The sequence below is a fragment of the Streptomyces sp. NBC_01241 genome (assembly GCF_041435435.1).
In the GTDB taxonomy this organism is placed as follows: domain Bacteria; phylum Actinomycetota; class Actinomycetes; order Streptomycetales; family Streptomycetaceae; genus Streptomyces.
The window spans coordinates 4,494,689-4,506,991 of the sequence record NZ_CP108494.1; the positions used below are offsets into that span (position 1 = coordinate 4,494,689).

At 68.8% G+C, this 12,303-nt stretch carries 11 protein-coding genes and 2 tRNA genes; 8 read left to right on the forward strand and 5 right to left on the reverse strand.

What is annotated here, in order from left to right; translation table 11 throughout:
• Positions 1-179: 179 nt before the first annotated feature.
• The 3 genes from OG306_RS20040 to OG306_RS20050 form a co-directional block, all read right to left on the reverse strand.
• Positions 180-252, reverse strand: a tRNA-Gly gene (locus tag OG306_RS20040).
• Positions 253-350: 98 nt separating this feature from the next.
• Positions 351-422: transfer RNA gene (locus tag OG306_RS20045), tRNA-Gly, on the reverse strand.
• A gap of 199 nt (positions 423-621) precedes the next feature.
• Positions 622-957 (reverse strand): histone-like nucleoid-structuring protein Lsr2, encoded by a 336-nt coding sequence (locus OG306_RS20050; protein ID WP_266747471.1) that lies wholly within the window; start codon positions 955-957, stop codon positions 622-624.
• A gap of 390 nt (positions 958-1,347) precedes the next feature.
• Between OG306_RS20050 and purS the strand changes: the two genes are divergently transcribed.
• The 7 genes from purS to purM all read left to right on the forward strand — a co-directional run bounded on the left by purS (position 1,348) and on the right by purM (position 9,329).
• Entirely contained in the window at positions 1,348-1,608 is a 261-nt protein-coding gene (gene purS / locus OG306_RS20055; protein ID WP_124720043.1) for a phosphoribosylformylglycinamidine synthase subunit PurS, read from the forward strand.
• Positions 1,605-2,285 carry a phosphoribosylformylglycinamidine synthase subunit PurQ gene (gene purQ / locus OG306_RS20060; protein WP_266747472.1) on the forward strand — a complete coding sequence of 227 codons (681 nt, stop codon included), beginning with the start codon at positions 1,605-1,607 and terminating at the stop codon, positions 2,283-2,285. The genes purS and purQ overlap by 4 nt, the downstream gene beginning before the upstream one ends.
• Complete coding sequence (purL, locus tag OG306_RS20065) at positions 2,282-4,531, forward strand: phosphoribosylformylglycinamidine synthase subunit PurL (protein WP_266747473.1); 2,250 nt, start codon at positions 2,282-2,284, stop codon at positions 4,529-4,531. The genes purQ and purL overlap by 4 nt, the downstream gene beginning before the upstream one ends.
• Before the next feature lie 191 nt (positions 4,532-4,722).
• Positions 4,723-5,361, forward strand: coding sequence for a TetR/AcrR family transcriptional regulator (locus OG306_RS20070; protein WP_266747474.1), 639 nt, complete (start codon positions 4,723-4,725; stop codon positions 5,359-5,361).
• Between the two features lie 129 nt (positions 5,362-5,490).
• On the forward strand, positions 5,491-6,291 hold the full coding sequence (locus OG306_RS20075; protein ID WP_371665530.1) for a maleylpyruvate isomerase family mycothiol-dependent enzyme: 801 nt from the start codon (positions 5,491-5,493) through the stop codon (positions 6,289-6,291).
• Between the two features lie 383 nt (positions 6,292-6,674).
• Positions 6,675-8,201: an amidophosphoribosyltransferase gene (gene purF / locus OG306_RS20080; protein ID WP_266747476.1), complete on the forward strand. Its 1,527-nt coding sequence runs from the start codon at positions 6,675-6,677 to the stop codon at positions 8,199-8,201.
• A 60-nt stretch (positions 8,202-8,261) separates the two neighbouring features.
• The gene (gene purM, locus OG306_RS20085; RefSeq protein ID WP_266747477.1) at positions 8,262-9,329 is read left to right on the forward strand and encodes a phosphoribosylformylglycinamidine cyclo-ligase; all 1,068 of its coding nucleotides are present in this window, start codon (positions 8,262-8,264) and stop codon (positions 9,327-9,329) included.
• A 251-nt stretch (positions 9,330-9,580) separates the two neighbouring features.
• Here purM and OG306_RS20090 read toward each other — a convergent pair whose 3' ends face one another.
• Together OG306_RS20090 and OG306_RS20095 are read right to left on the reverse strand one after the other, a co-directional pair.
• Positions 9,581-9,838 carry a DUF3073 domain-containing protein gene (locus tag OG306_RS20090; protein WP_266747478.1) on the reverse strand — a complete coding sequence of 86 codons (258 nt, stop codon included), beginning with the start codon at positions 9,836-9,838 and terminating at the stop codon, positions 9,581-9,583.
• 316 nt (positions 9,839-10,154) lie between these two features.
• Entirely contained in the window at positions 10,155-11,252 is a 1,098-nt protein-coding gene (locus OG306_RS20095) for a Leu/Phe/Val dehydrogenase (protein WP_266906007.1), read from the reverse strand.
• Positions 11,253-11,428: 176 nt separating this feature from the next.
• Here OG306_RS20095 and OG306_RS20100 point away from each other — a divergent pair, with 176 nt between their 5' ends.
• Positions 11,429-12,274: a hypothetical protein gene (locus OG306_RS20100; RefSeq protein WP_266747480.1), complete on the forward strand. Its 846-nt coding sequence runs from the start codon at positions 11,429-11,431 to the stop codon at positions 12,272-12,274.
• Positions 12,275-12,303 lie beyond the last annotated feature (29 nt).

Genomic DNA, 12,303 nt, shown 5'->3' on the forward strand with positions numbered 1-12,303 from the left:
CTGGGAATGTCGTCGCTCGTCATGCCTACAGATTTCCGTCGGATCGTCGCCGCGAGCAGTGCGAGCTGTCATCACTGCTCATGACAAACGTCATGGGGCATGAGGCCGAGCCGCGAACCAGGGAATACGACGAAGGCCCTGGTCGATATCGACCAGGGCCTTCGAACAAACCGATCAAGAGCGGACGACGAGATTCGAACTCGCGACCCTCACCTTGGCAAGGTGATGCTCTACCAACTGAGCCACGTCCGCATTGCTGCCGCTGATTGTACTCCCCGTAAGGGGATCTTTCGAGCGGTGCGAGCACTACTCTACCCGATTCACCGGAGTGGTCGATAAGAGCGATGCAGAGCGGGTGACAGGAATTGCACACTGCGCCTTCCCCCTGGAAGGGGGATGTTCTACTACTGAACTACACCCGCACGCTGCGTGAGGTTCGGCTTTGCGGCCTTGCCCCTCGGCGTGCTCCAGACTTTAGCCGACCTGCGGGGGTGTAGCGCAAGTCGGTGGCCGCGCGGTGTCGTCGAGGGGTGCGCGGGAGCGCCCGAAGATCGTCCCGGTGCCTGGTCATGGCGACCCGCGCGGGGAACTGGCCGAGCGGCCTGCCCCGGGGGCGCAGCCTCAACTGGCTTCGTTGAACGCCTCGTAGACCTTCTTGGGGATCCGGCCGCGGGCCGGCACCTCCATCCCGTGCGAGCGGGCCCAGGCGCGCACGGCCGCCGGAGCGGGTGCGAGCGAGGTGTGCCGGTACGAGGCGGGAGTCCTGCCGTGCTTACTGGCATTTGTCTGCTTTCGGCCCGCCGTGATGTACGGCGCCAGAATCTTGCGCAGTTTCTTTGCGTTGGACTGGCTGAGGTCGATCTCGTACGACTTCCCGTCCAGGGAGAAGGTGACCGTTTCCGTCGCTGCTCCCCCATCGATGTCGTCGAAGAGGGTGACCACCACGCGCTGAGCCACGGATATCGGTCCTTTCCTACGGCATCGGCGCGTCTGACATGCGCTGATGCCGGCCTTCCGGCTGTCGGGCGGATGTGGGGGATGCGAGTCGGCCGGCGTCGACCGATTAGGGCAATTCTGCATTCCCCGGCAATCATTTGTACAGCGGTGGGTGCCGCATTGTGAAGTCCATCCAATTAACTCCGCGTGTCAGTCTTCTATGTGTGTCACCGGTGAGGATTTTTTTGCAGGACTTTCCCCATGTGTTGTCGCGTCGATATCCGGGAGTGAACGACGGTTCTCCATATCTACCCGCGTAGAAATTCTGGCCAGGTAGGCTGAGGGGGACCTGCGGGGGTCTGGGGAGCCCCCCGGAGAAACAGCCGCATCACACCACCACCGGGAGTGCCAGTGGCACGCGTCGTAGTCGACGTCATGCTCAAGCCCGAGATCCTCGACCCGCAGGGACAGGCGGTGCAGCGCGCACTGCCCCGTCTCGGCTTCGAGGGAATCGCGGACGTACGTCAGGGAAAGCGTTTCGAGCTGGAGGTCGAGGGTCCGGTCGACGACGCCGCCCTCGGTCGTATTCACGAGATGGCCGAGACTTTCCTCGCCAACACCGTCATCGAGGACTTCACCGTGAAGGTGGAGAAGGCCGAGGAGCCGAAGTGACCGCTCGTATCGGAGTCGTCACCTTTCCCGGCACGCTCGACGACAAGGACAGTCTGAGGGCCGTACGGGTCGCGGGCGCCGAACCCGTATCGCTGTGGCACCGCGACAAGGACCTGCACCAGGTCGACGCGGTCATCCTGGCGGGCGGCTTCTCCTACGGCGACTATCTGCGGGCCGGAGCCATCTCCCGCTTCTCGCCGGTCATGGAGACGATCATTGAGAACGCGTGGGCGGGGATGCCGGTCCTCGGCATCTGCAACGGCTTCCAGATCCTGACCGAGGCGCATCTGCTGCCCGGCGCGATGCTGCGGAACAACCACCTGCACTTCATCTGCCGCGACCAGAAGCTGCGCGTCGAGAACGCGGAGACGGCCTGGACGGCGGACTACTCCGCGGGCCAGGAGATCTCCGTACCGCTCAAGAACATGGACGGGCGTTACGTCGCCGACGAGCGGGTGCTCGACGAGCTGGAGGCGGAGGGCCGGGTCGCCTTCCGCTACCTGGACGTGAACCCCAACGGCTCGCTGCGCGACATTGCCGGCATCACCAACACCGCGGGCAACGTCGTCGGTCTGATGCCGCACCCGGAGCACGCCGTCGAGCCGCTGATCGGCACCGGCCGCACCGACGGTCTCGGTTTCTTCACCTCGATCATCAAGAAGCTGGTCAACGCATGAGCCTGGATACGGTCAAGCACGCGGCCGAGACCCCGGACGTCGCGCAGCCCTGGAAGGAGCTCGGCCTCAAGGAGGACGAGTACGCCCGGATCCGCGAGATCCTGGGCCGCCGTCCCACCGGCGCCGAGCTCGCCATGTACTCCGTGATGTGGTCCGAGCACTGCTCGTACAAGAGCAGCAAGGTCCACCTCAAGCAGTTCGGCGAGAAGGTTCCCGCCAACGACGCGATGCTCGTCGGCATCGGCGAGAACGCCGGTGTGGTCGACGTCGGTCAGGGTTACGCGGTCACCTTCAAGGTCGAGTCGCACAACCACCCCTCGTACATCGAGCCCTACCAGGGCGCGGCGACCGGCGTCGGCGGCATCGTCCGCGACATCCTCGCCATGGGTGCCCGCCCGGTCGCGGTCGTCGACCCGCTGCGCTTCGGCGCGGCCGACCACCCCGACACCAAGCGGGTCCTGCCCGGCGTCGTCGCGGGCATCGGTGGCTACGGCAACTGCCTGGGCCTGCCGAACATCGGCGGCGAGGTCGTCTTCGACGCCTGCTACCAGGGCAACCCGCTGGTCAACGCCGGCTGCATCGGCGTGATGAAGCACGAGGACATCCACCTGGCCAAGGCCTCCGGCCCCGGCAACAAGGTGATCCTTTACGGCGCCCGCACCGGCGGCGACGGCATCGGCGGCGTCTCGGTGCTGGCCTCGGAGACCTTCGAGTCGACCGGCCCCGCGAAGCGTCCGGCCGTCCAGGTGGGCGACCCGTTCCAGGAGAAGCTCCTCATCGAGTGCACCCTGGAGATCTTCAAGGAGAAGCTCGTCGCGGGCATCCAGGACCTCGGTGGTGCGGGCCTGTCCTGCGCCACGTCCGAGCTGGCCTCCGCGGGCTCCGGCGGTATGCGCGTCGAGCTGGACACCGTGCCGCTGCGCGACTCCTCCCTCTCGCCCGAGGAAATCCTCATGAGCGAGTCGCAGGAGCGCATGTGCGCGATCGTCGAGCCGCAGCATGTCGGGCGCTTCCTGGAGATCTGCGAGAAGTGGGACGTCATCGCCACCGTCATCGGTGAGGTGACCGAGGGCTCCCAGCTGGAGATCTTCTGGCACGGCGAGCAGATCGTGGACGTACCGCCGCGGTCCGTCGCGCACGAGGGCCCGACGTACCACCGCCCGTTCGCCCGCCCGTCCTGGCAGGACGCGCTGCAGGCCGACGACGCGGGCAAGCTGGCCCGCCCGGCGAACGGCGCCGAGCTGCGTGAGCAGGTCCTCCAGCTGGTCGCCTCGCCGAACCAGGCGTCGAAGTCCTGGATCACGGACCAGTACGACCGGTTCGTGCAGGGCAACACCGTGCTCGCGATGCCCGAGGACGCCGGCATGGTCCGGATCGACGAGAAGTCGAACCTGGGCGTGGCCATGGCGACCGACGGCAACGGCCGGTACACCAAGCTCGACCCGTACACCGGTGCGCAGCTCGCGCTGGCGGAGTCGTACCGCAATGTCGCCGCCTCCGGCGCCAAGCCGCTCGCGATCTCGGACTGCCTGAACTTCGGTTCGCCCGAGGACCCGGACGTCATGTGGCAGTTCGCCGAGGTCACCCGTGGTCTGGCGGACGGGTGCCTGGAGCTGGGCACCCCGGTCACCGGCGGCAATGTGTCGCTGTACAACCAGACCGGTGAGACGGCGATCCACCCGACCCCGGTCGTGGCCGTGCTCGGTGTGATCGACGATGTCACCCGGCGTACGCCGGTCGCCTTCGCGGAAGAGGGCCAGCTCCTCTACCTGCTGGGCGACACGCGTGAGGAGTTCGGCGGCTCGGCCTGGTCCGAGGTCGTTCACGGCCACCTGGGCGGCATGCCGCCCAAGGTCGACCTGGGCCGCGAGAAGCTGCTCGGCGAGATCCTGATCTCGGCCTCCCGCGACGGCATGATCGACGCGGCGCACGACCTCTCCGACGGCGGCCTGATCCAGGCGGTCACCGAGTCCTGCCTGCGCGGCGGGAAGGGTGCCCGGCTGGTCGTGCCGGACGGTCTGGACGCGTTCACCTTCCTCTTCTCCGAGTCGGCGGGGCGCGCGGTCGTCTCCGTTCCGCGGAGTGAGGAGCTTCGCTTCAACGACATGTGCGGGGCGCGGGGTCTGCCCGTCACCCGCATCGGTGTCGTGGACGGCGAGGAGATCGAGATCCAGGGCGAGTTCAGCATTGCGCTGAGCGAGCTGCGCGCGGCGCACGAGGCGACCATTCCGGCTCTGCTGGCCTGACACACCGGTCCCTGACGAGGACGGCCCCGCCCGGTTCATTTTTCCCGGGCGGGGCCGTCCTGTGCCTACGGCGGTACGGGAGATATGCGGGCGGTACGGAGAGGGTTCGGCCCCGGGCCACCACCCCCCAGGCAAATGTATTGAGTCAAGAATTGATCTGGGATCAATCTTCATCCTGGTACAGTGAGGCCATGACTGAGGGGATGAGTCTGCGCGAGCGCAAGAAGCTCCGGACGCGACACCGTCTGCTGACCGTCGCCACGAAGCTCTTCGCCGAGCGCGGCTTCGACAAGGTCTCGGTCGCCGAGATCGCCGAAGCGGGCGAGGTGTCGAAGATGACCGTCTTCAACTACTTCGCGAGCAAGGAAGACCTCGTCCTCGCTCCCATGGAGGAGCACGTCGGCGATGTCGCGCGGGTGGTCCGGGACCGGGCACCCGGTGAGTCCGCGGTGGCCGCGGTGCGGCGCCAGTTCCTGGCCGCCGTCGAGGCCCGTGACCCCTCGGCCGGAATGAGCGACGCGCCGTTGGTGCTCGGGCTGCGCCGGCTGATCCAGGAGACGCCGGCGCTGCTCATCCGGGCCCACGCCTTCTCGATGCGCTCCTTCGACCTGCTCGCCGACGTCCTGGTGAAGGAGGGGGAGGAGCCGTCCATCGCCCGGATCGCGGCCGCCCAGCTGATTGCCACCCGCAACTCCCTCATCGGCGCGAACCAACTGCGCCTGCTGGCGGGGGAGCCGGCGGACGCGGTCGCGCCGGATGCCGTCGCGCTCGCCGAGCGCGGCTTCGAGCTGCTGGACAAGGGACTCGGCGACTTCGCCACCCGGCGCTGATCCCCCGGCGGGCCGCGCCGGGCTCCGGGGCCGGGCTCAGGGCGTGTCCGTCCGGGCCCCGACCGGCCACAGGTCCGGTACGACCTGATCCGCTCTCTATCGCGGGTGAGGTCGTTAGGCTCGCGGACCATGCCGCCTTCCCAGAAACGAGCCCGCCGCTACGACCCGGTCAGGACCCGCGCCGCGGTCCTGGCTCAGTTCGCCCATGTCCGGGAGGCCGTCCGCGCACTGACGCCCGAACAGCTCGCGCTGCCGACCCGGCTCGGCGACTGGACCGTGCGCGAATTGGCCGTACACCTGACCATGGGGCTCTCGCGCGTCACCCGGAGCCTGGAGCTGCCCGAACCCGCCGGGCCGAAGCCCGAGCTGACGCTCCTCGCGTGGCCGTTCTCGACCGCGGACCGGGCCGAGCGCATCGCCGACGGCACCAGGGCGCTCGCCGCGGACCGGCCGGATCTGGACGTGCTGTACGGGGAGACCGCCGCGGGGTTCGAGGAGCTGGTGCCCGGCGACCCCGGTGACCGGCTGCTGCCGACCCCGGCCGGCACGATGCGGCTGGCCGACTTCCTGGTCACCCGTACCGTCGAACTCGTCGTGCACACCGACGATCTGAACGAGGCGGCCGGCCTCGGCATCCCGTACGACCGGCAGGCCCTCGCCGCCTGCACCCGGCTGCTCGCCGACGCCCTCGCCGAGAAGGCACCGGGCGGCTCGGTCGAGGTGCGCGTACCGCCGTTCGCCGTCGTCCAGTGCGTCCAGGGTCCCAAGCACACCCGGGGTACGCCGCCCAATGTCGTCGAGACCGATCCGCTGACCTGGATCCGTCTCGCCACCGGACGTACGGAGTGGACGTCGGCGCTCGACGCGGCGAAGGTCGGCGCCAGCGGCGAGCGCGCCGATCTCGCCATGCTGCTGCCCCTGATGGGCTGAGCACGGTCGTCCGTCCACGGCCCTCCGAGAAGCCGCATACCGGGCCCCCGGGTGTGAGGCTCACCACGAAACGGACGTTCGGCCGGACTCCGCGCCGGGGCGCCGACCGGTTCACCGAGCGCCACCGCCGGGCCCCGGTGACCGCCGCGCCCCGAGTGGCCGGAACCCATCGGTATATGGCCGCTGGTCCGGGCACCGACCGCCCTGTGGCCGGTCCGCACCCCGTGCCGTGTCCCGTCCCGGACCTCGCCACACCCCGGAAGCGATCACTCCGAGTGACCGTCCGGAACGGTCCCCGAGCCACTCGTGGGAGCGCTTCCCCGGCGCTCGGGTCCGGTATCCCGAATTCGGACCAGTGGTCGATCTCGCCTACACTCGGTGGCGTGCCCCGTGGTGATGGACGACTCAACCACGACCTGCTCCCCGGAGAGAAAGGCCCCCAGGACGCTTGCGGCGTCTTCGGTGTCTGGGCTCCGGGTGAAGAGGTCGCCAAGCTCACCTATTTCGGACTGTATGCCCTGCAGCACCGTGGACAGGAGTCCGCGGGTATTGCTGTGAGCAATGGGTCCCAGATCCTGGTCTTCAAGGACATGGGACTGGTCTCGCAAGTCTTCGACGAAACGTCTCTGGGATCTCTCCAGGGCCATATCGCGGTCGGTCATGCCCGCTACTCCACCACCGGTGCCTCGGTGTGGGAGAACGCGCAGCCGACGTTCCGTGCGACCGCGCACGGCTCGATCGCCCTGGGTCACAACGGCAACCTGGTCAATACGGCCCAGCTCGCCGAGATGGTCGCCGACCTTCCCCGCAAGGACGGCCGCGCCACCCAGGTCGCCGCGACGAACGACACCGATCTGGTGACCGCGCTGCTCGCCGGCCAGACCGATGACGACGGCAAGCCGCTCACCATCGAGGAGGCCGCCGCCAAGGTGCTTCCCGATGTGAAGGGCGCCTTCTCGCTGGTCTTCATGGACGAGCACACCCTTTACGCCGCCCGTGACCCGCAGGGCATCCGGCCGCTGGTCCTCGGCCGGCTGGAGCGTGGCTGGGTGGTGGCCTCCGAGTCCGCCGCCCTCGACATCTGCGGTGCCAGCTTCGTCCGCGAGATCGAGCCGGGCGAACTCGTCGCCATCGACGAGAACGGCCTGCGCACCTCGCGCTTCGCGGAAGCGAAGCCCAAGGGATGTGTCTTCGAGTACGTCTATCTGGCCCGCCCCGACACCGACATCGCCGGGCGCAACGTCTACCTCTCCCGGGTGGAGATGGGCCGCAAGCTGGCCGCCGAGGCCCCCGTCGAGGCCGATCTGGTCATAGCGACACCGGAATCCGGCACCCCCGCCGCCATCGGATACGCGGAGGCCAGCGGCATCCCGTTCGGCGCCGGCCTGGTGAAGAACGCCTACGTCGGCCGGACCTTCATCCAGCCGTCCCAGACCATCCGCCAGCTGGGCATCCGCCTCAAGCTGAACCCGCTCAAGGAAGTCATCAAGGGCAAGCGCCTGGTGGTCGTCGACGACTCGATCGTCCGCGGCAACACCCAGCGCGCACTGGTCCGGATGCTCCGCGAGGCCGGGGCCGCCGAGATCCACATCCGGATCTCGTCCCCGCCGGTGAAGTGGCCCTGCTTCTTCGGCATCGACTTCGCGACCCGCGCCGAGCTGATCGCCAACGGCATGTCGGTCGACGAGATCTGTACGTCGATGGGCGCCGACTCGCTCGCGTACATCTCGCTCGACGCGATGATCGAGGCGACGACGATCGCCAAGCCGAACCTGTGCCGGGCCTGCTTCGACGGTGAGTACCCGATGGAGCTGCCGGACCCGGAGCTGCTCGGCAAGCAGCTGCTGGAGACCGAGCTGGCGGCAGGCCCCGCGGCGACCGCGGCGTCCGACGCACTGCGTCGTCCGTGACGGTCCAGCCGTACCCCCCTGGCCACCAGCCCCGTATTTCCACACGAAAGATCCCAGGCAATGTCTGAGACAACAGGTGCTTCCTACGCTGCAGCGGGCGTCGACATCGAGGCCGGCGACCGCGCTGTCGAGCTGATGAAGGAGTGGGTGAAGAAGACGCGCCGCCCCGAGGTCCTCGGTGGCCTGGGCGGTTTCGCCGGACTCTTCGACGCCTCGGCACTCAAGCGTTACGAGCGTCCGCTGCTCGCCTCCGCCACCGACGGCGTCGGCACGAAGGTCGACCTCGCCCGGAAGATGGGCGTGTACGACACGATCGGCCACGACCTCGTCGGCATGGTCGTCGACGACCTGGTCGTCTGCGGGGCCGAGCCGCTCTTCATGACGGACTACATCTGCGTCGGCAAGGTGCACCCCGAGCGTGTCGCGGCCATCGTGAGGGGCATCGCCGAAGGCTGTGTCCTCGCGGGCTGCGCCCTGGTCGGCGGCGAGACCGCCGAGCACCCGGGTCTCCTCGGGCCGGACGACTTCGATGTCGCGGGCGCCGGTACGGGCGTGGTCGAGGCCGACCACCTGCTCGGCCCGGAACGTATCCGTAAGGGTGACGCGGTGATCGCCATGGCGTCGTCCGGTCTTCACTCCAACGGGTACTCGCTCGTCCGGCACGTGTTCTTCGACCGGGCCGGCTGGGCGCTGGACCGCGAGGTCGAGGAGTTCGGCCGGACGCTCGGCGAGGAGCTCCTGGAGCCCACCAAGATCTACTCGCTGGACTGCCTGGCCCTGATCCGTACGACCGAGGTGCACGGCTTCAGCCATGTCACCGGCGGCGGCCTGGCCAACAACCTGGCCCGGGTCATCCCGGACGGGCTGCACGCCCGGGTCGACCGTTCCACCTGGACGCCCGGCGCGGTCTTCGACCTGGTCGGCAAGGCCGGTCAGGTCGAGCAGCTGGAGCTGGAGAAGACGCTCAACATGGGCGTCGGCATGATCGCGATCGTTCCGGCCGAGTCCGTGGACGTGGCCTTGACGACGCTGGCCGACCGTGGGGTCGACTCCTGGGTCGCGGGCGAGATCACGGAGCGCGGTGCACACGCCGCGGGCGCGGAGCTGGTGGGCGGATACGCGCGATAGTCACGGGGCCACCGGGGACGCCCGGTGGCCGTTCCGTACGCTCCGTACCCGAGCGAGGTATCCGAGAGATGTCCTTCAAGCCCTCATTCGTCGGACGGCTCGGGTCCTGCCGCACGGCATACGCCCGCATACGCCGGACCCAGCTCGGCCCATAACCAAAGCGGACCAGAGCAGTACGGAAGAACCGGATCGGGGTAGCACAGAACCCGGTCCGGGACGGGCCCGGACCGGGTTGATGTGTCAGCGCGAGGTCAAGCGCCGCGGCGCTTGGACGACGGACCGGACTTGTCGTCCTCGTCCTCGTCCTCGTCGTCGTTGTACAGATCCGCGTACTGTGCGTACGGGTCATCTTCCTCGTCGTCGTCCTCGAACGGCTCTGCGTTCGGTGGTTGACTCGAAGGCGATGCGCCCAGCTCATTGGCCAGACGCGACAGGTCAGTCCCGCCGCTGCTGTACTTCAGCTGGCGGGCGACCTTGGTCTGCTTGGCCTTTGCCCGGCCGCGCCCCATGGCTCGACCCCCTCGGTGACGGGGCTCGACGGCCCCAGAGTCTTGACACGCGTTCATGTTTCAGGACGGACTCTCGGTAGAGAGACCGTGCCCGTAGGGCTTTAACGGTACCTGCTTCCGCGGCCGTACGGTACGCCGCCCTCGTCACGCACCCCGGAAGAGAACCGGCGAGAAGCCCTGTCCTCGCTGGTCAACTGCGATTTTAACCTCTTCTCGGCGTGCGACCCGCCGACCGACGTGAGTCTTGTCTCGCCGGTCGGCGGGCGGACGGGCCGCCGACCGGCGAGGACGCCGAGTGAGGCTCCGCAACCGTCGGTTACGAACCGGTGCAGCGAGCTTCGGCCATGCGCTGCTCGGCGATCCGGTCGGCTGCGGCCGCCGGTGGAATGCCGTCTTCCTTCGCACGTGCGAATATGGCCAGCGTGGTGTCGAAGATCTTCGACGCCTTGGCCTTGCACCGGTCGAAGTCGAAGCCGTGCAGCTCGTCGGCGACCTGGATGACACCGCCCGCGTTCACCACGTAGTCGGGTGCGTACAGGATCGACCGGTCCGCGAGGTCCTTCTCGATGCCGGGGTGCGCGAGCTGGTTGTTGGCCGCGCCGCACACCACCTTGGCGGTGAGTACCGGCACGGAGCCGTCGTTCAGGGCGCCGCCGAGCGCGCACGGGGCGTAGATGTCGAGGCCCTCGGTACGGATCAGCGCGTCGGTGTCCGCGGCGACGGCGACCTCGGGGTGCAGCCCGGTGACGCGGCGCACGGACTCGTCCCGCACATCCGTGATCACGACCTCGGCACCGTCCGAGAGCAGATGCTCGACCAGGTGGTGACCGACCTTGCCGACTCCGGCGACCGCCACTTTTCGGCCACGCAGAGTCGGGTCGCCCCAGAGGTGCTGGGCGGAGGCCCGCATGCCCTGGAAGACACCGAACGCGGTGAGGACCGAGGAGTCGCCGGCGCCGCCGTTCTCGGGGGAGCGGCCGGTGGTCCAGCGGCACTCGCGGGCGACGACGTCCATGTCGGCGACATAGGTGCCGACGTCGCAGGCCGTGACGTAGCGGCCGCCGAGCGAGGCCACGCACCGGCCGTAGGCCAGCAGCAGTTCCGTTCGTCGGTCGCCCTCGATCTGCGCAGAGTCGCCGATGATCACGGCCTTGCCGCCGCCGTGGTCGAGGCCGGCCATGGCGTTCTTGTACGACATACCGCGCGACAGGTTCAGCGCGTCCGCGACGGCCTCCTCCTCGGAGGCGTACGGGTAGAAGCGGGTACCGCCGAGGGCCGGGCCCAGGGCGGTGGAGTGGATGGCGATGACGGCCTTGAGTCCGCTGGCACGGTCCTGGCAGAGCACGACCTGCTCGTGCCCCCCCTGATCCGAGTGGAACAGGGTGTGCAGGATGCCGTCGGTCACATCGGTCACTGTGGTGACTCCCAAGTACGAAGCGGCGGAGGACCCTCCTGAAGGTGGGGAGGGTCGCGGACCGGCCGGCACGGCCGGTCCGACTGGGCACGAGCGTAAGTCCTACGCGAACGTAGATCTGTTCCAGTGCCGAGGATCACCCCCCGGCGGAGTACGGGCATGACACGATTTGCTGCATGTCGGTGGCCTCTTCGGTGCTCGTCCCTTACGCGTCCTACCTCCGGGTGTACGAGCCGCTGGCCGCCTTCCCGGAGTCCGAACGCGCCCACTGGGCCCGCTATGCCGGGCGCTCGCACATCCCCACGGCTCAGGACGAACTGCGCCGCTCGCTGGCCGACTTGGTGGCCACGCCGCCGGTCGTCGTGCCGGTGCACGAGAGCGGGGACGCGTTCGTCGCCGAGGCCGACGGTGTGGTGTGCGTCTGTCCGTGGCGGACCAGGCTGCGCGGCTGGCTGGCGCTGGACGAGCTGATGGACATGTTCCCGGGGCCGGTGCTGGACGTGGTGCTGCCGCCGGTGGTGCGCGGGCAGGCGGTCGCGGACCACGAGCGGTGGGCGGAGCGCAATCCGGACGCCAGGCCCTGGATCCTCTCCTCGGTGTGGCAGGTCCCGGTGCGCTGGTTCGTGCTCTTCTCCGACGAGGAGCGGGAGTACGCGGCGGCGGGCGAGGACGGTGAGCCGCCCGTGCTGCGTTACCGGACGCCGATGGTCCAGGCCCGGCGCCGGCTGGCCAGGACGCTGAAGACGCTGCGCGAGACCGTGGACGAGGGTCCGCTGACCGAGGGGCTCGTGGACGTGGGGCGCTGGCTGGAGGAGTTCCATCCGCGCGCACTGGTCGAACTGGACTACGGCGGTCTGGTGCACGCACTACCGGCGGAGCAGCTCGCCGGGGACCGGTCGGCGGCCGACGTGGCCGAGGGCATCGCAGCGCTGCGGGCCGGCGACGCCGAAGGGGCGAGTGAGGCGTACGGGCGGCTGGCGGAGCGCTGGCGAGCGGTGAAAGACCGTCAATTCGCGAACTGACAGGGTCTCGTCCGCGTCTGAACCTGTGC